The organism is Phyllobacterium myrsinacearum, from assembly GCF_002980555.1.
In the GTDB taxonomy this organism is placed as follows: Bacteria; Pseudomonadota; Alphaproteobacteria; order Rhizobiales; family Rhizobiaceae; genus Phyllobacterium; species Phyllobacterium myrsinacearum.
In genome coordinates this window covers 235,351-256,619 of record NZ_PVBT01000007.1, presented here as the reverse complement: position 1 = coordinate 256,619, position 21,269 = coordinate 235,351, and the positions used below count along the sequence as shown (strand labels likewise).

Annotated in this window: 19 protein-coding genes; 10 read left to right on the top strand and 9 right to left on the bottom strand. The window is 59.9% G+C overall.

The genetic code is table 11. The annotated features are described in order from the left end of the window. Positions 1–21 precede the first annotated feature (21 nt). From C5750_RS21620 to C5750_RS21605, 4 genes are all read left to right on the top strand, one after another. Entirely contained in the window at positions 22–1,020 is a 999-nt protein-coding gene (locus C5750_RS21620; protein ID WP_105736610.1) for a glutathione S-transferase family protein, read from the top strand. Positions 1,021–1,260: 240 nt separating this feature from the next. Further along, a complete protein-coding gene (locus C5750_RS21615; protein WP_105736608.1) occupies positions 1,261–1,812 on the top strand; it encodes a MaoC family dehydratase in 552 nt (183 codons plus the stop codon). Beyond that, positions 1,812–2,975 carry a CaiB/BaiF CoA transferase family protein gene (locus C5750_RS21610; protein WP_105736606.1) on the top strand — a complete coding sequence of 388 codons (1,164 nt, stop codon included), beginning with the start codon at positions 1,812–1,814 and terminating at the stop codon, positions 2,973–2,975. Before C5750_RS21615 ends, C5750_RS21610 begins: the two co-directional genes overlap by 1 nt. A gap of 20 nt (positions 2,976–2,995) precedes the next feature. Then, positions 2,996–4,108, top strand: a complete 1,113-nt coding sequence (locus tag C5750_RS21605; RefSeq protein ID WP_105736782.1) for an extracellular solute-binding protein — start codon at positions 2,996–2,998, stop codon at positions 4,106–4,108. Between the two features lie 2 nt (positions 4,109–4,110). Here C5750_RS21605 and C5750_RS21600 read toward each other — a convergent pair whose 3' ends face one another. The 3 genes from C5750_RS21600 to C5750_RS21590 form a co-directional block, all read right to left on the bottom strand. Further along, positions 4,111–4,299, bottom strand: coding sequence for a hypothetical protein (locus C5750_RS21600; protein WP_105736604.1), 189 nt, complete (start codon positions 4,297–4,299; stop codon positions 4,111–4,113). Between the two features lie 90 nt (positions 4,300–4,389). Beyond that, a complete protein-coding gene (locus C5750_RS21595) occupies positions 4,390–4,656 on the bottom strand; it encodes a hypothetical protein (protein WP_105736602.1) in 267 nt (88 codons plus the stop codon). A 210-nt stretch (positions 4,657–4,866) separates the two neighbouring features. Next, a complete protein-coding gene (locus C5750_RS21590; protein ID WP_105736600.1) occupies positions 4,867–5,793 on the bottom strand; it encodes a transglutaminase-like domain-containing protein in 927 nt (308 codons plus the stop codon). A gap of 276 nt (positions 5,794–6,069) precedes the next feature. Here C5750_RS21590 and C5750_RS21585 point away from each other — a divergent pair, with 276 nt between their 5' ends. Beyond that, positions 6,070–6,252, top strand: a complete 183-nt coding sequence (locus C5750_RS21585) for a hypothetical protein (RefSeq protein WP_130268615.1) — start codon at positions 6,070–6,072, stop codon at positions 6,250–6,252. 21 nt (positions 6,253–6,273) lie between these two features. On the opposite strand, the gene C5750_RS26660 is transcribed toward C5750_RS21585, so the two are convergent. The 4 genes from C5750_RS26660 to C5750_RS21570 all read right to left on the bottom strand — a co-directional run bounded on the left by C5750_RS26660 (position 6,274) and on the right by C5750_RS21570 (position 14,123). Further along, the gene (locus tag C5750_RS26660; protein WP_158531260.1) at positions 6,274–6,423 is read right to left on the bottom strand and encodes a hypothetical protein; all 150 of its coding nucleotides are present in this window, start codon (positions 6,421–6,423) and stop codon (positions 6,274–6,276) included. 88 nt (positions 6,424–6,511) lie between these two features. Further along, on the bottom strand, positions 6,512–9,664 hold the full coding sequence (locus tag C5750_RS21580) for an efflux RND transporter permease subunit (protein WP_105736596.1): 3,153 nt from the start codon (positions 9,662–9,664) through the stop codon (positions 6,512–6,514). Next, entirely contained in the window at positions 9,661–12,771 is a 3,111-nt protein-coding gene (locus C5750_RS21575) for an efflux RND transporter permease subunit (RefSeq protein ID WP_105736594.1), read from the bottom strand. Before C5750_RS21575 ends, C5750_RS21580 begins: the two co-directional genes overlap by 4 nt. Beyond that, complete coding sequence (locus tag C5750_RS21570) at positions 12,768–14,123, bottom strand: efflux RND transporter periplasmic adaptor subunit (RefSeq protein ID WP_105736592.1); 1,356 nt, start codon at positions 14,121–14,123, stop codon at positions 12,768–12,770. Before C5750_RS21570 ends, C5750_RS21575 begins: the two co-directional genes overlap by 4 nt. Before the next feature lie 187 nt (positions 14,124–14,310). Here C5750_RS21570 and C5750_RS21565 point away from each other — a divergent pair, with 187 nt between their 5' ends. Then, on the top strand, positions 14,311–15,318 hold the full coding sequence (locus C5750_RS21565) for an AI-2E family transporter (RefSeq protein WP_245421196.1): 1,008 nt from the start codon (positions 14,311–14,313) through the stop codon (positions 15,316–15,318). Positions 15,319–15,366: 48 nt separating this feature from the next. Here the strand turns inward: C5750_RS21565 and C5750_RS21560 are convergent, their stop codons facing one another. Next, the gene (locus tag C5750_RS21560; protein ID WP_105736780.1) at positions 15,367–15,894 is read right to left on the bottom strand and encodes a MarR family winged helix-turn-helix transcriptional regulator; all 528 of its coding nucleotides are present in this window, start codon (positions 15,892–15,894) and stop codon (positions 15,367–15,369) included. Positions 15,895–16,013: 119 nt separating this feature from the next. Here C5750_RS21560 and C5750_RS21555 point away from each other — a divergent pair, with 119 nt between their 5' ends. Then, positions 16,014–17,552 carry an MDR family MFS transporter gene (locus tag C5750_RS21555; RefSeq protein WP_105736588.1) on the top strand — a complete coding sequence of 513 codons (1,539 nt, stop codon included), beginning with the start codon at positions 16,014–16,016 and terminating at the stop codon, positions 17,550–17,552. A gap of 321 nt (positions 17,553–17,873) precedes the next feature. Next, positions 17,874–18,185, top strand: coding sequence for a hypothetical protein (locus C5750_RS21550; RefSeq protein ID WP_105736586.1), 312 nt, complete (start codon positions 17,874–17,876; stop codon positions 18,183–18,185). A gap of 42 nt (positions 18,186–18,227) precedes the next feature. Here the strand turns inward: C5750_RS21550 and C5750_RS21545 are convergent, their stop codons facing one another. After that, positions 18,228–19,466, bottom strand: coding sequence for an NADH:flavin oxidoreductase/NADH oxidase family protein (locus tag C5750_RS21545; protein WP_105736584.1), 1,239 nt, complete (start codon positions 19,464–19,466; stop codon positions 18,228–18,230). A gap of 78 nt (positions 19,467–19,544) precedes the next feature. On the opposite strand from C5750_RS21545, the gene C5750_RS21540 reads away from it, so the two are divergent. After that, the gene (locus tag C5750_RS21540; protein WP_105736582.1) at positions 19,545–19,955 is read left to right on the top strand and encodes a MerR family transcriptional regulator; all 411 of its coding nucleotides are present in this window, start codon (positions 19,545–19,547) and stop codon (positions 19,953–19,955) included. Positions 19,956–20,189: 234 nt separating this feature from the next. Beyond that, positions 20,190–21,230, top strand: a complete 1,041-nt coding sequence (locus C5750_RS21535) for an NAD(P)-dependent alcohol dehydrogenase (RefSeq protein WP_105736580.1) — start codon at positions 20,190–20,192, stop codon at positions 21,228–21,230. Positions 21,231–21,269: the final 39 nt, after the last annotated feature.

Genomic DNA, 21,269 nt, shown 5'->3' with positions numbered 1-21,269 from the left:
GAATAGTCAGGAAATCAGCACATGCCAGCCTTGGTGAATGGACAATGGATCAAGGGCGAAGTCGCCGCCAGCGAAATGAAAAACGGGGCGTTCCACCGCGAACCGACCCGGTTTCGCAACTGGATTACGGCAGATGGCGTGCTCGACAAGGAGGGGACGCCGACCTTCAAGGCAGGGGCCGGTCGCTACCAGCTCTTTGTTTCCTATCTCTGTCCCTGGGCTTCGCGGACGCTGATCTTTCGTCATCTCAAGGGGCTGGAAAATATCATCAGCGTTGCGGTTGCCGAGCCCGCGCTCGGTGAAAACGGCTGGACATTCACCAATCTCGTTGATGCCGGGCAAAAAGCGCCGCCGGTCCATTACCTGCATCAGCTCTACACTGCCAGCCTTGCGACCTATACGGGCAAGGTTTCGGTGCCGGTGCTGTGGGACCGCCAGGAGGGACAGATCGTCAACAACGAGTCCGCCGATATCATCCGCATTCTGAACAGTGCTTTCGATGGGCTGACCGGTGACAGAAGAGACTTTTATCCCGAAGGCCTGCGGCCGGAGATCGAGCGGTGGAACGGCCTCATCTATGACAATATCAACAACGGCGTCTACCGCGCCGGTTTTGCGAAATCACAGGCAAGCTATGACGAAGCCGTGCGCGATGTCTTTGCGGCGCTTGACCGCGTGGAAATGCATCTGGCCGATCATCGTTATCTGGCGGGGCACTACCTGACGGAGGCCGACTGGCGGCTGTTTGTTACGCTCGTCCGGTTTGATGCCGCCTATAACGGCGTTTTCAAATGCAACATCCGGCGGCTCGAGGACTATCACCATCTCTCCCATTATCTGCGTGAGCTTTATCAATTTGAAAACGTGCGCGACACAGTGAAAATCGATCATATCAAGGCGGGGTATTATTCCATCGCTTCGGTCAATCCGGCGGGTATTGTGCCTGCTGGTCCATTGATTGACTTCGACCGGCCGCATGATCGCGAGCGCCTGACGGGCAAGGGTATTGCCATGCGTTAGCCCGTCGAAAGACAGAACTCAAAATAACAAAGCCCGATGGCCGGATGGAAATGTCCGGCCATCGGGCTTTTTGCATTGCAGCACAATTTTCCTTGTTTTCTGGCTTGTCAGGAATACCCATATGTGAAAATAATATTTACAAAAGAAGATCGAGGAGGAGTAAACGATGAAATATCCGACCGGTTCCCGGTGTCTGGAACAGCGCTGGATACTGTCCGGAGACGTGGGCGAGGTGCAGGTGTGACCGGGTTTTCACCGACTGTCGGCGTCTCCTCGACACATCCGAAGAACATGCCAGCCGATCATGCGGCTCTGCCGGTCTGGAATGCAGAAAACTGGTTTTATGAGGATTGGCCGGTCGGGCAGAAAATCCGTTCGTTGCGGCGAACGATTTCCGAGAGCGACAGCCATTTCTTCAACACGCTGGTCACCGACATCCATCCCTATGTGCAGGACCAGATGTTTGCGGAAAGCGAAGGTATTTTCGGCCGGCGGCTCGTCGCTGGAGCCTTTGTCTTTTCCGCCGGGCTTGGCCTTGTTGCGACCAACTGCGTCAACGCGTTTTCCTATGGCTACGACAAGCTGCGTTTCATCAAGCCGGTGTTCCTGAACGATACGATTTACACGATCAGGACCAATCTCGATAAGCGCCCGCGCTACAAGGATTTGGGGCTGATCCGCGCCAGCTATGAGGTGTTCAAGAACGAAGGCGAGCTCGTTCTCTACTGCGAGCATCTGCAAACGGTGAAATATCAGAACCCCGCCGATTTTATTGGAAAGACCGAGAAGTGATGACCACGGACAATGCTGATCTGCCGCTTGCCGGCCTGCTCGTCGTTGATATGAGCCAATTCCTGTCAGGCCCCTATGCCTCGCTGCGCCTGATGGACCTCGGCGCGCGTGTCATCAAGATCGAGCGCCCCGACGGCGGCGACCTTTCGCGCCGGCTTTATCTGAGTGATACCGAAATCGGCGGCGACTCGACGATTTTTCATGCGATCAACCGGGCCAAGGAAAGTCTCGCGATCGATCTGAAAAGTGCGAGCGACCTTGCGTCCCTGCGAACATTGCTCGGCAAGGCCGATGTTCTGATCCAGAATTTCCGCCCCGGCGTCATCAAGCGACTGGGACTGGATTACGAGGCGGTGAAGGCCATCAATCCGCGGCTGGTCTATGCCAGCATCAGCGGCTACGGCGAGGAGGGCCCCTGGGTGGGCCGTCCCGGGCAGGATCTGCTGGCGCAATCGCGCTCGGGCTTGATGTGGCTGAACGGCGATGAAAGCCAGGGGCCTGTACCATTCGGGCTTGCGGTTGCGGACATGCTGGCGGGTGCCGCTACGGTTCAGGGCGTTCTCGCCGCTCTGGTCAGGCGCGGGATCAGCGGAACCGGCAGCCATATCGAAACGAGCTTGCTGGAATCGCTGATCGATTTCCAGTTCGAAGTGCTGACCACGCATCTGAATGACGGCCGCCGGCTGCCCAAGCGCTCCGATTTCCGCAGCGCCCATGCCTATCTCTCCGCGCCCTACGGTGTCTATCCGACCAAGGATAATTTTCTGGCGCTCGCCATGACGCCGCTGCCGAAGCTCGCCGATCTTCTCGGCCTGGATGAACTGGCACCCTATCGCGACACCCCTGCCAGCTGGTTCACCGCCCGGGATGAGATCAAGCGCATCATCGCCCAAAAACTCGCCACCCAGCCGACGGAACACTGGCTCTCGATCCTCGAACCCGCCGATATCTGGTGCGCGAAAGTCCTGAACTGGGAAGAGCTGATGGCCAGCGAGGGTTTCAAGGTTCTCGATATGCTGCAAAGGGTGGAGCGGGCAGACAATGTTTCCATCCTCACGACGCGCTCGCCCATCCGGGTCAATGGCAAACGGGCAAAGTCGGACCGCGCCGCGCCCCGCATCGGTGAACACAGCGAGGCGATTCGCAAGGAGTTCGGCCTGTGAGCAGCGTTGCGTTGAAAGGCATGACGTGGAGCCACCCGCGCGGCTATGACCCCATGGTCGCCTGTTCGACGCTCTGGCGGGAGAAGACGGGCGTCACCGTTGAATGGGCCAAGCGCTCGCTGCAGGATTTTGAATCCTTTCCCGTGGAGGAACTGGCCCGAACCTATGATCTGATCGTCATCGATCATCCGCATGTCGGGCAGATTACCGCGGAGAACTGCCTCGCCCCGCTGGATGTTGCCGGCCGGGAGGCGGAGCGCCTCGCGCTGCTCAAGGGCAGCGTCGGGCAATCCTATCCGAGCTACCACTGGCAGGGACAGCAATGGGCGTTTCCGGTCGATACGGCAACGCAGGTTTCCGCTTGGCGCCCCGATCTCTTGGAGCAGTCGCCTGGCACCTGGGATGAAATGCTGGTTCTCGCCCGCGCAGGCAGGGTTCTTCTTCCGCTCCGGCCGCCGCATTCGCTCATGACCTTTTACACCTTAAGCGGAAACATGGGGACGCCCTGCGCCACGGCACCCGGAGACCTGATCGAACGGCAGCATGGTATTCGCGTTGTGGAAATGATGCGCGAGATCAGCGCTCTCGTTGATCCCGCCTGCTTCGAGATGGATCCGATTGCCGTGCTGGAACGGATGGCTGCAGCCGGGTCGGCGACTGCCTGCGCTCCGCTGATTTACGGCTACGTCAACTATGCCATTCCCGGGTTCCGGCCGCACTGTGTGGCCTTTGCCGATATGACGGCGGCGGGCGGCAGCGGGCCGGCGGGCTCAGCGCTTGGCGGTACGGGTATTGCTGTTTCCGCTTTTTCCGAACACGGGCAAGCGGCTGTCGATTTTGCCTACTGGATTGCCAGCGGCGATGTTCAGCGCGGTCCCTATGCGCGAACGGGCGGACAACCTGGACATGCGGATGCGTGGGAAGACGCTGCGGTCAATGCGGCAGCGTCAAACTTCTACGCGGCAACGCGCCGGACATTGGAAGCCGCGTGGGTGCGCCCGCGCCACAATGGTTACATGGCGTTTCAGCAATCGGCGTCAGATCGCCTCAACGCGGGTTTGCGCGGTCACCATAGAGCGGAAACCATTATCGATGATCTCAACGATCAGTTCCGCCGGAGTTTCGGCGTGTAGCGTCAGCCCCTGCCGGCGCGCATCTGTCCGGAGCGGCCATAGTCGCTCGGGCAGATACCAATGCCGCGCTGGCATTCGGGAGGATTTTTTCCCGTAATTTCGGTTTCCCGCGGCGTCCACGTCGCATAAGTCGAGCCGCAGGCAGACAAAGCCAGGCCACTTAGGAGTGTCGCGATGGTGATGAATTTCATTCTATGACCTCGACCCAAACAACGAAGGTCACATCTGCCGCAAATGGGCCAGAATGTCAAAGCGGCAAGGAGGGCACCGGAGGAATTGCCTCAAGCGTACCGCTTTTCAGGCCGGGCATCCGCTCCGCGGACGTCCGGATGGGCATTGACTGCGGTGATCACCGCAAGAGCGGCGAGCGAGTTGACGCTGCGATTGCCGCGGTTGAATGCGGTCATCACGGTCTTGGCGATGATCCTGGCTTCTTCATCGCTGCTCGATTGCACAAGAAGGGTGGTGGCGGCCCTGTTGTAGGCCGCCTGCATCAGGTCCCAGTCGTCCTGTGAATAGGCTGGCTCTGGAGGATTTGTGAAAGGCATGGGGAATGGTCCTTTCCTGAATCGAATGAAATCCCGCTTGGGAAAAAGGCTAGCCCTTCAAATGCGGCATGGCAATTCGAAACGATTTGTTGCGCCTGTGGAAGAGCTTACCGCAGTGCAAACAGACAGGCAGCGGGTCCGAACATGGCAAATGCCGTCATGGGTATTGAGCCGGCTTCCACGGTTTGCGGGATGCTGGTCCGAAACCCGCTACATCGTGTTTTCAGCGTCTGTTCTGGCTTGGATATGCCGCGAAAGCCGGGACCACCTCTGGCTGAACCAGGGTGTGACAAGTGAAACCTTTTCAAAGTGTTGGCTGGAGAAAGACGGCTTGGTCTCCTCGAATGTCCAGACCTTGAAGTTCGTCAGCTGGTGCGGCCCGAATGTATAGATGAGAGGAATATCAGCCGCGTCCCGTCCACGGGCGACAACGATGCGGCCAATGCGGCGCTTGTTATGGCGTGCGTCGAATGTGTGCCATTTGCCGCCGAGGTATACCTCGAACCAGGCATTGAAATCCATGGGTGCGGGATCGGCGGGGACACCGATGTCGCCCATATATCCATTGACGTAACGGGCCGGGATGTTCATGCAGCGGCAGAAGGCAACAGCCAGATGCGCAAAGTCGCGGCAGACGCCAACCCGCTCTTCATGTGCCTGCGCGGCGGTTCGTGTAGCGCGGGCAAATCCATAGCTGAATGTCAGGCGCTGATTCACGTAATCACAGATGGCCTGAACGCGTGTCCATCCCGGTTGCACCTGACCGAAAAGGCTCCATGCCAGATTGCTGAGTTCATCCGTTTCGCAGTAACGGCTTGCCGACAGAAAGGCCAGGCACTCGGTCGGCAGCTTGTCGACGGTCAACTCCCGGGCATCGCCGTCAATGGGATCCGGCAAGCCATCATCCCGCAGCACCGCGTCGTATTTCAACGAGAGATTTCCGGCAGGAGCCAGAAGCCGCAGGCAATTGTTGCCGAACAGATCGCGAAAATTCTCCAGCTTCACATCGGGTGTAACGATAGGGCCGCGCTCGCAAACAAGATCGGAAAGCCGGTCCGTCTCCAGATTCAGGTAGGTCGTCATGGGCGTTGGTTCGTTGCATTGAATAGCAATTTCATATCCGACACGGATCAGCATGGCGCATCCTTTTGGGGTTTTGAGGAGAACGCGACAATGACGGTTTGGGTTCCTGTCCGGCGAAAGAAAATATCGCGCGAGGATATCCCTGCAGGGTCCTTCAGCTTTTGTTGACCATAGGCCGGTAAAATCTGAAACGAATGCGCGCGAAGCCCGTTATGCCTGGAGAATGCCATCGTGAAAACCGGTGGATACCCGCAGGGCAGGCCGATTTGAGAATTGGTACGCGTCAGAAGGTGAATGCCGATCTTGCTCCAGAAATGGTTGGGAAGGGCTATGGCAGTAAAACACGGAATATCGCATCGACCTGTTGCCGCTGTTGTCCGCACGCAGATCGCGCGGCAGGAGTTCCGCAATGCGGTGCAGTCCTCCCATCCGTCTCAGGCCGACCGGGAACTTCCTGCCCAGTTCACAGAGTTGCTCAAACGCCTTGAAAAGGCCGAGAAACGCAAACGATAGCCTCCATATGACGGGAACAGGTCAGTTCCGGCTGACATCCTGCATGACCTTGCCCTGGGAGGCGAGATGCGGGTAACGCCCGTATTTTGCCGTGTAGTTGACAAAGCTGCCAAAGGACAAGGCAAACGCCAGGAAGATGAAAAAGACGATGCCAAGACGCTGTACAAGCATGACGGATACCCCTGTGGAACTGGTGCAACACTATGCGGGGTAACCTGAACAGGCGCGGAACCTGTCGTTCATGCAGTGTTTCATTTTGTTAAAATTCTATGAAATTTTTGCCTGTGCCGGGGGGTGTCCCGGCTTCGCCTGCGATGCCGGCTGGAACCGCTGGGGCTGATTTTTTCACCGACCAGCGGTGATGCAGCCGTGCCAGCATCAGGTAGATAACCGGTGTCGTGTATAGTGTCAGAACCTGCGAAACGATCAGGCCGCCGACGATGGTGATGCCGAGGGGGCGGCGCAGTTCCGTGCCAGGACCGGTAGCAATGATCAGCGGTATGGCGCCCATGATGGCGGCGAGCGTTGTCATCAGGATCGGCCGGAAGCGTTTGAGACACGCCTGATAAATGGCGTCCTCGGCCGATAGGCCGGAAACCCGTTCGCCGTGCAGCGCGAAATCCACCATCATGATGCCGTTCTTCTTGACGATGCCGATCAGAAGAATGATGCCGATGAAGGCAATCAGCGTCAGGTCCGTGCCCGTGACCACCAGTGCTAGCAGGGCGCCAAGCCCCGCAGACGGCAAGGTAGAGATGATGGTCAGCGGGTGGGCGAGGCTTTCATAGAGAATGCCCAGCACGATATAGACCGTCAGCAGCGCCGCCAGGATCAAGAGGGGCTGGCTGCCCGTGGACTGGGTGAGCGATGCCGCATCGCCGGCAAATTCCGCATGCAGCGAATCCGGAAGATGCATCTCCAGTACAGCCGACTGCACCGCGTTGTTAGCCTCTTCCAGGGAGGTCCCCAGAGCCAGATTGTAGGAAATGGTGACAGATGGAAACTGGCCCTGATGATTGACGACGAGCGGTGCCAGTGTGCGCTCGATCTTGGCCACGCTGCTGAGCGGCACCTGAATTCCACCGGTTCCGGTGACATGCAGATTGGCGATCTGCGCGGGATCGCGCGCATAATCATTGTTTGCTTCGATCACCACCCGGTACTGGTTACGCGCGGAATAGATGGTGGAAATCTGCCGTTGCGAAAAAGCGTTGTTGAGCGCGCTGTCTATATCGCCGATTGCAACCCCCATCCGGGCCGCGGCAACGCGGTCGATGGTGACGTTGGCCTGCAAGCCGTTCGGCTGGCGGTCGGTCGCAACATCGGTCAGCCCCGGTTCCAGCTTCAGGCGGTCAAGTATCTTCGGCGCCCAGGTGACAAGCTCGTTGTAGTCGGCATCCCACAGGGTGAACTGATATTGCGACTGGGTGGAGCGGCCGCCGGCACGGATGTCGCCCGGCGAGAACAGGAACGTCGAAAGGCCGGCGACGGATGCAAGCGATTTGCGCATGCGGTCGATCACGACAGCGGTCGGGTCGCGCTGTTTCTCCGGCTTCAGTGAAATCAGCAACTGTCCGCGATTGACGCCGGAGGAAAAACCGCCGCCGCCCACCGAGGAGCCAACGCCGGCAACGGCTGGATCCTGGCCCGCGATCTCCGCGGCCTGCCGTTGCAACAGCACCATAGCCGGATAGGAGATGTCGGTGGAGGCCTGGGTGCCGCCCATGATGAAACCGGTATCGTCCTGCGGGAAGAAGCCTTTTGGAACCTTGATGTAGAGAAAGACCGTGATGGCCACGCATGCAAAAATCACGAGAACAGCCAGGACCCGGTGATAGAGAACGCTCTTCAGTGTGCGGCCGTAGAAGCCGATGACCGCATCCAGCGTGCCTTCGACAATACGGCCGAAAACGCCCGGGCGCGCGTCGGTGTCATGGGGTTTCAGCCTGTGCCCGCAGATCATGGGCGTGACGGTCAGCGATACCACGGTTGAAACCGCAATGGTGAATGCAAGCGTCAGCGAGAAGGTCTGGAAGAAACGGCCGACAATGCCGCCCATGAAGAACAGGGGAATGAAGGCGGCAAGCAATGACAGGCTGATGGAGACAACGGTGAACCCGATCTGCCGCGCGCCCTCCAGTGCCGCACGCATCGGCTTCATGCCTGCTTCCAGATTGGCATAGATGTTTTCAATCATCACGATGGCATCATCGACAACGAACCCGACGGATACGGCCAGCGCCATCAGGGAAAGATTGTCGATGGACAGGCCCCAGGCCCACATGGCGGCAAACGTGCCGGCCAGCGACAAGGGCACGGTCACACCTGCCGCAAAGGTCGGTGTGGCGCGCCGCAGGAAAACCATGACGACAGCCATCACCAGGCAGATGGTGGCCAGCAGGGTCCACTGCATGTCGTTCACGCTGGCATGGATGGTCGTGGTGCGATCCGAGAGGACGGCGATGTCGATGCCGGGGGGGATCAGCCGTTTCAGATCGGGCAGCAGTGTCTTTACCGCATCGACGGTGGTGATGACATTGGCGTTGGCCTGTTTTGTGATGTTGAGAAGCACCGACGGCTTGCCGTTATACCAGGCATCCGAACGGCTGTTTCTGACCCCCTGGTCGACAGTGGCGATATCGGAAAGGCGCACGGCGGTTCCGTCACCGCTGCGGATAATGACGCGGCCATAATCCTCCGGTGTTTTCAGTTGTGCATTGGTGCCGATCGAGAAGGCAAAATCGGTGCCGTCGATTGAGCCGACCGGCTCGGCCACATTGGCATTGGTGATCGCCGTGCGCACATTGTCGAGTGACATGCCCATGGCTGCGAGCCGGTCGGGATCGAGGCGGATGCGCACCGCAGGCTGATCGGCGCCGCTGGCCGTCACCTCGCCGACGCCGTCGACTTGCGAAATGCGCTGGACGATAACCGTGTCCGCCGCATCGTAGATGGCGCTGGGCGCGATCGTATCCGACGTCAGCGCCAGAATGAGCACGGGAGCGGCGGCCGGGTTGACCTTGCGGAAACTGGGCAGCGTCGGCAGGTCGGACGGCAAGTCGGTTGCCGCTGCATTGAGCGCGGCCTGCACATCCTGTGCCGCACCATCAACATCGCGTGACAGGTCGAACTGGACTGTAATGTTGGTCGATCCGAGCGAACTGACCGAGGTCAGTTCGGTGACGCCGGCGATGGAGCCAAGGCGCCGTTCCAGCGGGGCGGCGACGCTGGCGGCCATTGTCGCAGGATCGGCGCCGGGACGGCTGGCCGATACGCGGATGGTGGGCAGGTCGACAGAGGGCAGGCTGGCGACCGGCAGAAAGCCATAGGCGACAATCCCGAGGATCAGCAGGCCCAGCGCCAGAAGCGTGGTTCCAACAGGTCTGCGGATGAACGGGTCGGAAATGTTCATAGGGCGCCGTCCGTTTCAGGGGCAGGCGTGCCGGTCGGCCGTCCGATGATGCGGCTGCGCAGCCGTTCGAAACCGAGATAGATGACGGGCGTTGTATACAACGTCAGAAGCTGGCTGAGGACGAGGCCGCCAATGATGCTGATGCCGAGCGGGATTCGCAGTTCCGATCCTGTACCCTGGGCCAGTGCCAGCGGCAGGGCACCGAAGAGCGCCGCGAGCGTCGTCATCATGATCGGGCGGAAACGCAGGATCGAGGCTTTAACAATCGCCGCGCGCGGGTCCAGTCCTTCGGTTCGTTCGGCTTCCAGGGCAAAGTCGATCATCATGATCGCGTTCTTCTTGACGATACCCATCAGAAGCACGATGCCGATGAGCGCGATGATGGACAGATCCTGGCCAAACAGCATCAGTGCAACCAATGCCCCGACACCCGCTGAAGGCAGTGTCGACAGGATGGTAATCGGATGGATGGCGCTCTCGTAGAGCACGCCAAGCACGATGTAGATCGTGACAATGGCCGCAAGGATCAGCCATGGCTCACCCGCCAGAGAACTGGCAAACTCGGCGGCATCGCCGGAATATTGCCCGCGGATGGAATCGGGCAGGGCGATTGCCTTTTGCGCCGATTGGATCGCGGTGACGGCATGGCTGAGCGATGCGCCCGGAGCAAGGTCGAAACTCACCGTGACAGCAGGAAACTGCTCGTCATGGCCGATGACGAGGGGCGCTGTTGTGAACGAGGCGGTGGCAAATGCACTGAGCTGCACCTGTGTACCGCCCGCACCGCTGACGTAAAGCTTGTCCAGCGATTTTGGGTCTGCCTGATATTGCGGCGAGGCCTCGAGGATGATGCGGTATTGGTTGGCCTGTCCGTAAATGGTACCGATCTGGCGCTGGCCAAAGGCGTCATTGAGAGTGTCGCTGACCGCCTGCATCGACACGCCAAGCCGGGAAGCCGTTTCACGGTCGACATTGACGAAGATGCGCCCGCCGCCCATTTCGACTTCCGAAGCGACATTGATCAGGGAAGGATCGCGCTGCAGTTCCGTTGCAAGCCGCTGCGCCCAGTTGACGACGGTCGCCGTATCCGTGCCGGTCAATGTGTACTGATAGGGCGCACGGCTTGTCCGGGTGCTGATGCGGATGTCCTGCACGCTCTGGAATGTGACCTGCACACCCGGAATGCCGGTGGTTTCGCCGCGCAAACGATCGATGATCTGGGCCGCTGAATCAGACCGCTGATCCTGCGGTTTCAGCACGAGGCTGAGCGTGCCGGTGTTGGGCGTGAGATTGGTCGTGCTGGTTCCGACGACGGATACAACACCGGCGACGTCGGGATCGTGTTGCAGCCTGTCGGTGACGATTGCCTGGGTCCGCTTGATTGCCTCGAACGAGGTCGTCGGCTCGGTTTCGATGATGGCCGTTATCAGCCCCGTATCCTGCGAGGGCAGGAAGCCTTTGGGAATAATGACGTAAAGCGCAACGGTTGCCGCCAGGGTTATGGCTGTCAGCAGCAGCATGAGTTTGCTGCGGTCCAGCGCCCAGAGAAGGCTGCTGCGATAGCCCGCTATGATCCGGTCCATCCCGCGGTCGATGCCATGCAGAATGCCGCGGCGTTCGCCTTCACCCCTGCCGTGCAGAATGCGGGCACACATCATCGGTGTCAGTGTCAGCGAAACCACCGCCGACACGACAACGGCGATCGTCAGCGTCAATGCAAATTCGCGGAACATGCGCCCGACAATGCCGGTCATGAACAGCAGGGGAATGAAGACGGCGATCAGCGAAACGGTCAGCGATATGATGGTGAAGCCGATCTCGCCCGCGCCCTTGAGCGCTGCGTCGAGGGGACCTTCGCCGTCCTCTATGTGACGCACGATATTCTCGATCATGACGATCGCGTCATCGACCACGAAACCGGTGCCGATGGTAAGGGCCATCAGGGAAAGATTATCCAGGCTGAATCCTGCAAACCACATCACGCCGAATGTCGCCACAAGCGACAGCGGCAGCGCAACACCCGCGATAATGGTGGCCCGGACGGTCCGCAGAAAGATGAAGACGACAAGAATGACCAGCGCGACGCTGATGGCAAGGGTCAGCTGCACGTCGTGGATCGAGGCGCGGATCGTATTGGTCCGGTCGTTGACCACATCCAGGGTGACACCCGCGGGCAGGGCTTGTTTGAGCCGTGGAATCTGCTGCAGCACGCGCGAGACCGTGTCGATGACATTGGCGCCCGGCTGGCGCATCACATCGATGACAACCGCCGGCTGCCCCTGATACCAGGCACCGACGCGGGCGTTCTCCAGCCCCTCGACGACCGTTGCCACGTCCTTGAGCAGGACGGGGGAGCCGTTCTTGTAGGTGACGATGATGGCGTTGTAGGTCTGCGGATCGACGATCTGGTCATTGGCAGAAATGGTATAGGACTGATGGGTGCCATCGAGCGCGCCCTTGGCACCGGCAACGCTGGCATTGGTGATCGCCGTGCGGATATCTTCGAGCGATATGCCATAGGAGGCAAGCCGTGGCAGGTCCGCCTGTATCCGCACCGCCGGCCGCACGCCGCCCTGGATATTCACATTGCCGACGCCGGTCACTTCGCTCAGGCGCTGCGCCATCATCGTGTCGGCAAAATCGCTGAGGTTGCGGATCGAATAGCTCGTCGAGCGCAAGGCGAGGGTGATGATCGGCGTATCGGCGGGATTCACCTTCGCATAGGTCGGCGGGTAGGGCAGGGTTCGCGGCAGCATGGAGCCGGCGGCGTTGATCGCGGCCTGCACGTCCTGCGCCGCTCCGTCGATATCCCGGTCGAGATCGAACTGGAGGGTGACCTGGCTGATGCCGAAAGCGCTCGAGGATACCATCGATGAAAGCGAAGGAATCTGTCCCAGCTGCCGTTCAAGCGGAGCGGTGACGAGAGAAGCCATGGTGTCGGGATTGGCACCCGGCAGCTGCGTCGTCACCTGGATCGTCGGAAAGTCCACCTGCGGCAAGGGGGCAACCGGTAGCGCGAGATAGCCGAGGATCCCACCGAGCAGGACGGCAATCCCCAGCAGCGAGGTGGCTATCGGACGGTGGATGAAGGGGGTGGAAACACTCATTTCGCGGTTCCGTTGTCAGCCTCTTCGCCGTTTGCGCCAGCATTCTTCTGGTTGCGCCGTTTGTGTTGCCGTTCGCCGCTCTTGGGTGCACCCGCCGATTGTTTGTCATCGGCCGCCGGTGTGCTGTCCGGTGCAGGCGCAGCCCCCTGATCTGCGGTGCTGGTCACCTGCACCTTGGCGCCATCCTGCAGCCGGGCAAAACCGGTGGTGACGACGCGGTCACCGGCTGCAACGCCATCGGCAATGACCGCCTGCACATCGTCCTGCTGCCCAACGGTAACTGGGCGCATGGCAACCGTATCGTCCGGCTGGAGCAGATAGACAAAGGTTCCCGACGGCCCGCGCTGCACCGCTGCAGTGGGGACGACAATCGCGCCGCCAAGTGTCTGGACGAGCAGCCGCGCATTGACGAATGCACCGGGCCAGAGAACCAGTTTGTCATTGGGAAAATTGGCCTTTAGCTTCACCGTTCCCGTGGCCGGATCGACCTGATTGTCAATGACGGCCAGCATGCCGTTGTCGATGACGGTTTTGCCATCACCGGAAATGGCTTGCACGGCCAATGTGCTGGCCGAACTTGCCCGGTTGATCTTGCTCAGTTGCTGCTGCGGAATCGCAAATTGCACCGATATCGGCTTGATCTGCGAAAGCGTGACGATTCCCGTTGCATCGGAGGTGCTGACAATATTGCCGATATCGACATTACGGATACCGGTGCGCCCGTCGATGGGAGCCCGGATGACCGTATAGTCCAGCGTTGCCTGCGCGCTCTCGATGGCAGCTTCGTCGGATTTGATCTGCGCTTCGTACTGCGCCACCAGGGCGCGCTGCGTGTCCGCCTGCTGCTGGGTACCGGCATTGGTCTGGGCAAGCTTCGTATAGCGTTCGAGATCCAGCTTGGCGTTGGTAAGGAGTGCCTGATCCTGTGCCTTTTTTGCCGTCGCCTGGTCGAACTGTGCCTTGTAGATCGCATCATCGATGCGGGCGAGCACATCGCCCGCCTTCACATCCTGGCCTTCCTGGAATTCGATGGCCGCCAGTTTGCCGCTGACCTGCGAGCGGACCACCACGGAGTTGAGAGGCCGCACCGATCCGACGCCATCGATATAGACGGGGACATCGGCGGATTTGGCTTGTGTCACCAGGACGGGCGTGGGGCCGAGGCTCTGTCCGCCGCCGCGCCGCGACCCGCCGCGGCGGCCATTGTCACGCTGGCCGCCGGCCGGTGCGGCGGCATTCTGCGCCGAGATACCCAGGCCATTTGTCCACCAGCGATCCCGCGTCACATAGGCGCCTGTACCCAGCGCCGCAATGACCAGGACCGATATCAGGACACGCGATTTCGATACCATTCACTCACCTGTTCTTGTCGTCCCTCGAAAGGGCATAAGTTAAACAGGACATTAGCGGGTATTGGGGTTGCTTGGAAATTGCCGCAGCCATTAAATTTTGTCCATATTAGAGCCGCTTTTGCTTGCGTCTATACGCCGTTCAAGGCTAGGAAGAATCCGAAACAGATCGCCCTTCTCAAGGTGCCACTTGCTCACTGCCACACGGCTCTATATCGCGTCTTTCGCCCTGACGCTTCTCGCCCTGTTTGCCGTCCTCCAGCTGGGACTGCTTTCGGCCCTGCTATCGGGACTTCTTGTCTACAACCTCGTGCATCTTGCCGCACCCGTGCTGGGTAAACTCGGCGTTTCCAACAGCTTGACGAAGACTCTGGCGCTGGCCCTGCTGGCGATCATTTTCATCCTTCTGATCGTTGCCGCCGTGGTCAGCGGCCTCGGGCAACTGACCAACGGTACCGAAGGGGTTGTCTCGCTGTTCAAGAAGATGGCTGAAATCATCGATACGGCGCAGGTCCACCTGCCAGACTGGGCGAAGGCGTATTTTCCCGCCAGTCTTGATGAGCTGGAATCCATGGCGGCCAAATGGCTGCGCGAGCATGCCGGGCAGCTGCAACTCGTCGGCCGTGATTTCGGCGTTCTGATCGTTCGCATCATCGTCGGCATGGTGATCGGCGGCATGATTGCGCTGAGCACGGTGAATGCATCGCGCGAGCCGGGTCCTCTGGCGGTGGCGCTGGTTGACCGGGCAAGCCTCCTCAGCGGCGCGTTCCGCAACATCGTTTTCTCGCAGATACGCATTTCGGCGCTGAACACGTTTCTGACGGCGATCTATCTCGTCGTCATCCTGCCGATCCTTGGGGTGCACCTGCCGCTGGTCAAGACCATGATCGTGGTGACCTTTGTCGCCGGTCTGCTGCCTGTCATCGGCAATCTGATTTCCAACACCATCATCGTGGTTGTGGGCTTGAGCGTGTCGTTCATCGCTGCCGTCGGCTCGCTTGCCTTCCTCGTGGTCATCCACAAGCTCGAATATTTCCTCAACGCCCGGATCATCGGCGCCCGCATCAAGTCCCGCTCCTGGGAACTGCTTTTGGCCATGGTTGTGCTGGAAGCGTGGTTCGGCGTGGCCGGGCTCGTCGCCGCCCCGATCTACTACGCCTATCTGAAGGACGAGCTGACGCTGCGCAAGCTCATCTAGAGCCTTTCCTGCTTAAACAGATCTGGTTCCATTTAAGCAGGAAAGGCTCTAGTCCGCCGGGTCTGTTGCGCTGCGCGCAAACAGCTGTTCGAACCCATCGACATATTTTTCAAAAAGTCTGGAGAAGATTGCGATGTCTTCGGCAGGCCAGTCGGCGACCACGCTTTCGACAACCGACTGCTTCAGCGCGTGAAGTTCGGCGACCAGGCGTTGCCCGAGCGCTGTCATGACCACGACGATCCGCCGTGCATCGGTTTGCGATGCCTTCCGGCGCAATACATTCTTGGCGACCATCTCCGCCACGATACGGCTGGCGCGCGAGGGGTCGATCCGCAGGGTGTCGGCAATGACGCCGACCGTCACCTCGCCGGCGAATTCGCCGCGGCGGACCGCGTCGAGAACGTCGAGATGGGTCAGTTCAAGGCCGGGCGCCAGCTTCTGTATGGCAAGACGGGCAATCACCCGCCGGCCGGTCATCAGCCGCATGCGGGTCATCACCCGCCCGATGCGCAACAGATCATCATTCGACCCGGTTTGCGGGGTTTCAATTTTTTGTGTCGTCGTAGTTTCCGTCATGATTCCAGCATAACAGATGCCTATCAGCATTAAAATATGCAAAAGGCATTAAAGTGCGATTGACATATGTATGCTAATAGCACATAAATTGCGCCAATCAAAACCGGATACCCCGCTCCATGAACATGACCAACACGTTCGAGCCGCTCGTTGCGGACCCGCGCAAGCGGTTGATGCTTTTCTTCCTTCTGATGGCGGCCATGTTCATGGCTGTGCTCGACAACCAGATCGTGTCGACGGCGCTGCCGACCATTGTCGGCGAATTCGGCGAGCTTGAGCGTTTCGCCTGGATCGGCTCGGCTTATCTGCTTGCCGTCAGTGCGGTGATGCCGGTCTATGGCAAGCTGGGCGACCTGTTCGGGCGCAAATATGTGATGATCGCCGCTATATCCATCTTCACGCTGGGTTCGGCGGTCTGCGGCCTGGCCATTTCCATGAACACGCTGATTGCAGCGCGCGTGCTGCAGGGGCTGGGCGGCGGCGGCGTCATGGTCTCGATCTTTTCCGTCACTGCCGATCTGTTCGAGCCGCGCGAGCGCGCCCGCTACCAGAGCTATATCAGCCTTGTGTTCATGGCGTCCGGCGCCATCGGGCCGGTGCTTGGCGGCACGATGAGCGATCTGTTCGGCTGGCGTTCGATCTTCCTGATCAATCTGCCGATTGGTATTGCCGTCATCGCCGGACTGGCCTTCATGCTTCCCTACCGCAAACCGGCACGCAAGCCCAAGATCGACTATGCCGGCGCGGTCCTGCTCGCCCTGACCACGACCAGCCTTGTTCTGGCTGCCGATGGCGCCCAGCTGTTCGGGTCGCTGCTGGCACCCCAGACTGTTTCGCTTGTGGCATTTGCCATCCTTTGCGCCACGGCATGGATCCTGGTCGAGCGCCGCGCGCCCGAGCCCATCATTCCGCTTTCCCTTTTCCGCAATTCGACCTTCACCCTGTTCCTGATCATTTCGATTGCCAGCGGTTCGATCGCCATCGGCATGGTCAATTACTTCGCCTTCTTCCTGCAGACCACGACGGGTCTGTCCCCGTCGCTCGCAGGGCTGCTGTTCATTCTTCTGACCGGCGGCATTGTCGGCGGCTCGCTTTTGACCGGCCGGCTGATCTCGACCACCGGCCGCTACAAATACCTTTCCGTCGCCAGTCTCACGCTCAGTGCTATCGCTTTTGGCCTGCTCACTCAGGTGCATGCGGGAACGCCCGTGTTTATCATCGGCCTGTTGATGCTCATGCACGGCGCTGGCATCGGCGTCGGCCAGCAGCTTCCGATCATCGGCGTGCAGAATGCAGCGGGCAGCCGCGACGTCGGCGCCGCGACCGGTTCGGTGTCGCTGGCCCGCATGGCCGGCGCCTCGATTGCCATTTCAGCCTATGGCGCGATCATTGCGGCCAACCTGCCGCATGGTGCCGGTGCCATTCCCGGCGTCGGCAATATCGGTGAACTGACGCCCAAGATGATGGCGGCGCTTCCCGAGGCAACGCGCCGGATGCTTGCCGACAGCTACGCCGCCGCCTTCACCCCACTGTTCCTGACGGCGGCCTGCATCGCTTTGTTCGGACTGCTGATGGCCCTGCTTTTGAAGCCTGTGCAGTTGCCCGTGGCCGCTGCAGCCAGGAAGTTGGACGACGCTGTCGCGGAGGCGGCGGAATAGGCGAACCGCGCGCCGGAGGTTTTGTAGGCTTCAATATACAAACCGGTGCCCTAACCCCTTCCGCCCGCTTCACTTTCCCATTATGGTCCGCAATGAGACCGGTCGAAATGGGTCGGTCTTGGGGCTTAGAAACCCCACCGCAAGCGGTTGGCATCAACCGCAATGATGCCTCCTCAGCCCTATGGCCGGGGAGGTCTCGGCGTATGTCCAGAGCTTCGGCTTAAAGGCCGTGGCGGTCGTCTTGCGGCGGCTTTCTAACTCCCCGGTCACCAGAGGATAAACCTCGGGTGACCACTTTCCTCGCGAGACAAGGGAGTGAACATGGACAATTACAATTTCTGGTCAAATCTGCTCGACACGTTCCAATCCTCGCCCGATTGGATCAAGGCGCTCTGGCTGATCGTCCCGCCCGCCTTTCTGCTGGCGCTCGTCGCCTTGACGCTGCGTTTCCGCATCGAGAGCAGAAAAGTGGAAAGACGTTTTGACGGTGAGCTGGTCTATTCCATCCACCGCGATGCGGACAACCAGCTGCATGTCATCAGCCATATCCCGCTGGCCGAAGGCAGGGCGCCGCTGCTGCTGCTCAATCCAGCAGACACCACAGAAACGGCGCAGGGCCTCATCGGCAAATAGGACAAGCCCGCTCTCGCGCGCGGCGGCAAGGCCTGTGCGCTTTCATTGACCGGCAGCGGAAGACGTCATCCACCGGCGGTACGTCCTGGTGAGGCGTGCCGACTTGAATTGTGCAATCACCAGCGCCCATGCCGGAGAGACGCCGGGAACCGGTGTGAGGCCAGCGCTCAGGCGGCGGAGCTGGTATTTGACCACAGCCATGCTGGCGAGGGAGGCTAGGACTTTGCTTTTCCAGCGGATCGGCGGCAGTTCGGGCCGCGGATCAGCACCTTGCCGCCAAACAACCGGAAGATCGGGGCGAATGGCCAGCGCCGTGCCGATACCTGCCATTGCCACGCCGCTATCCAGCACCTTTTGAACAACCTCGATCCGGCGGATACCGCCGGTCACCATCACAGGCATTCTGGCGACCGCCGCGATATCCCGGGCGAATTCGAGGAAATATGCCTCGCGGCTCAACGTTCGCCCATCGCGCGCACTGCCCTGCATGGCCGGTGCCTCATAACTGCCGCCCGAGAGTTCGACGAGATCGACATCGAGGCCGTTCAGCATTTCCACCACGCGCTTCGCATCGTCGGCATCAAAGCCGCCACGCTGAAAATCGGCCGAATTCAGTTTCACCGCCACGGAGAACCCTGGCGATACGGCCGCGCGTACCTCTTTCACCGTCTCCAGCAGTAGCCGTGCCCGGTTCTCCAGTGAGCCGCCCCACCTGTCATCCCGCCGGTTGGTCAGAGGCGACAGGAACTGGCTGATGAGGTAGCCGTGGGCCGCATGGATCTGGACGCCGGCAAATCCGGCTGTCTCGGCAATCCTGGCGGCTTTGACGAAGCGCTGGATGATGTCATGGATGCCGCTCTCCGTCATGGCCTTCGGCATCGGAAACAGTTTCGAGTGTTTTCCGAGGTCGAGCGCGACGGCGGAAGGAGCCTGGGTTTCCTGGCCCATATTCTTCATGACCTGCCGCCCGGGGTGATTGAGCTGGAGCCACATCTGCGCCCCATTGGCCTGACCGACGCGCGCCCAGGCGCGAAAAGCCGCAAGATTGCGCTCGTCCTCCAGCACGACTCCGCCGGGGCCTGTCATGGCGCGGCGGTCGATCATGACATTGCCGGTCAGGATCAACCCGGCGCCGCCATCCGCCCAAGCCTTGTAGAGTGTCATGAGCGCGGCGGAGGGGCCATGCGCCGCATCGGCCATGTTCTCTTCCATTGCCGCTTTGGCAATGCGATTGTGAATAATGCTCCCGTTGGGGAGGGTAAGGGATTCGAAAGGTGACATTTTATGACCAGAAAGTTGACGTTGGCATCGGTCTAACGTTAAAGTGAACTTTAAGGTCAAGCAAAAAATCGACGGATCATGAAAATAGGCGAACTTGCCCAGCAGACGGGATTGGCACCGTCAAAGATACGGTTTTACGAGGCGGAGGGTCTGATCGGCACGGTCGACCGCAGCCTTGGCGGCTACCGGCAGTATCCGGCGCGCACGAAGCAAGTGCTGGAATTGGTCATTCTTGCTCAGCAGGCGGGGTTTTCGCTTGCCGAGATCCGCACGCTGGTTGCGCAGCAGGGCAAGGGACCCGTGGGGCATGATGTGATGCTTTCCGGCCTGCGCAAAAAGCTTGCTGAGATTGAAGCCCTGCAGGAAAAACTGGCTGAAACCCATGCCGGCCTGAGGCTGGTCATCGACCGGATCGAAAACACGCCGCCGGGCGGCGATTGCTTCGAGTGCACGGAAGGCGTTCTGCAGGACCTGCGCGGCATGCGCTGAGATGTCCGGAAGGATCGTGGCGGCATTTTTCTGACACCGCGTTGGACACCGCTGATGCAGGTATGACGTCGTTCGATCTCAAAGGCTGGTCTTTGATCAAAGAGCCATCGATTTCGGAGCCGCTGATTTGGAGGATTGTGCAACAAGCCTGCAGGATTGCGCTACTGCTTCGGGCCGGTCCTGCGGCATAGCTGGTTGCCCCACACATCTCCTCATCTCAAAAGGAAATCATCCATGGCTCTTGCTAAAGGCTATGCGGCAACCGACGCCTCCAAACCGCTTACCCCGTTTGTCTTCGAACGGCGGGAACCCAATGACGATGACGTCGTCATCTCGGTCAAATATTGCGGGGTCTGCCACTCCGATATCCATCAGGCGCGCGACGAATGGGGCGGTTCCAAATTTCCCATGGTGCCTGGTCATGAGGTCGCCGGTATCGTGACGACCGTCGGTGCAAAGGTAACGAAGTTCAAGAAGGGCGACCGCGTCGGCGTTGGCTGTTTCGTCAATTCGTGCACGAAATGCGCGGCGCGCGATGCCGATCTCGAGCAGTATATGCCGGGCATCGTCCTGACCTACAATGACGTTGAAGCCGATGGTGTCACGCCCACCCAGGGCGGCTACTCGGATTCCATCGTGGTCAAGGAAGGCTACGTCCTTTCCATTCCGGACAACCTGCCGCTCGATGCCGCCGCTCCGCTGCTGTGCGCCGGCATTACGCTTTATTCGCCGCTGCGGCACTGGAAGGCGGGGCCGGGCAAGAAAATCGCCATTGTCGGCATGGGCGGGCTTGGCCATATGGGCGTCAAGCTGGGTCATGCGATGGGGGCGGAGATCACGGTCCTCAGCCAGACCCTGTCGAAACAGGATGACGGGTTGAAGCTGGGCGCAAGCCATTATTATGCAACCAGCAATCTCGAAACGTTCAAGACACTCGCCGGGACCTTCGACGTCATCATCTGCACCGCCGGTGTGGCGATTGACTGGAATGCCTATCTCGGCCTGCTCAAGATCGACGGCACCATGGTCCTCGTCGGGGCACCGGAGCACCCGGTTCCCGTCAATGCCTTCTCGGTAATCGCCGGGCGCAAGAGCCTTGCGGGTTCAGGTATCGGCTCGATCAAGGAAACCCAGGAAATGCTGGATTTCTGCGGCGAGCACAACATCGTTGCCGAAATCGAGACCATCGATATCAAAGATATCAACGAAGCCTACGAACGCATGCTCAAGAGCGACGTGCGCTACCGCTTCGTCATCGATATGGCCACCCTGTAACCACAAGACAGTTGCCGGAGGAGCTGCACAAGCCAATCT

Bases quoted from the DNA above. Each gene is read 5' to 3' on its own strand.
- C5750_RS21620 (WP_105736610.1), top strand. From the start codon at position 22: ATGCCAGCCTTGGTGAATGGACAATGGATCAAGGGCGAAGTCGCCGCC.
- C5750_RS21610 (WP_105736606.1), top strand. From the start codon at position 1,812: ATGACCACGGACAATGCTGATCTGCCGCTTGCCGGCCTGCTCGTCGTT.
- C5750_RS21605 (WP_105736782.1), top strand. From the start codon at position 2,996: ATGACGTGGAGCCACCCGCGCGGCTATGACCCCATGGTCGCCTGTTCG.
- C5750_RS21600 (WP_105736604.1), bottom strand. From the start codon at position 4,299: ATGAAATTCATCACCATCGCGACACTCCTAAGTGGCCTGGCTTTGTCT.
- C5750_RS21595 (WP_105736602.1), bottom strand. From the start codon at position 4,656: ATGCCTTTCACAAATCCTCCAGAGCCAGCCTATTCACAGGACGACTGG.
- C5750_RS21590 (WP_105736600.1), bottom strand. From the start codon at position 5,793: ATGCTGATCCGTGTCGGATATGAAATTGCTATTCAATGCAACGAACCA.
- C5750_RS21585 (WP_130268615.1), top strand. From the start codon at position 6,070: ATGGCAGTAAAACACGGAATATCGCATCGACCTGTTGCCGCTGTTGTC.
- C5750_RS26660 (WP_158531260.1), bottom strand. From the start codon at position 6,423: ATGCTTGTACAGCGTCTTGGCATCGTCTTTTTCATCTTCCTGGCGTTT.
- C5750_RS21580 (WP_105736596.1), bottom strand. From the start codon at position 9,664: ATGAACATTTCCGACCCGTTCATCCGCAGACCTGTTGGAACCACGCTT.
- C5750_RS21575 (WP_105736594.1), bottom strand. From the start codon at position 12,771: ATGAGTGTTTCCACCCCCTTCATCCACCGTCCGATAGCCACCTCGCTG.
- C5750_RS21570 (WP_105736592.1), bottom strand. From the start codon at position 14,123: ATGGTATCGAAATCGCGTGTCCTGATATCGGTCCTGGTCATTGCGGCG.
- C5750_RS21560 (WP_105736780.1), bottom strand. From the start codon at position 15,894: ATGACGGAAACTACGACGACACAAAAAATTGAAACCCCGCAAACCGGG.
- C5750_RS21555 (WP_105736588.1), top strand. From the start codon at position 16,014: ATGAACATGACCAACACGTTCGAGCCGCTCGTTGCGGACCCGCGCAAG.
- C5750_RS21550 (WP_105736586.1), top strand. From the start codon at position 17,874: ATGGACAATTACAATTTCTGGTCAAATCTGCTCGACACGTTCCAATCC.
- C5750_RS21545 (WP_105736584.1), bottom strand. From the start codon at position 19,466: ATGTCACCTTTCGAATCCCTTACCCTCCCCAACGGGAGCATTATTCAC.
- C5750_RS21540 (WP_105736582.1), top strand. From the start codon at position 19,545: ATGAAAATAGGCGAACTTGCCCAGCAGACGGGATTGGCACCGTCAAAG.
- C5750_RS21535 (WP_105736580.1), top strand. From the start codon at position 20,190: ATGGCTCTTGCTAAAGGCTATGCGGCAACCGACGCCTCCAAACCGCTT.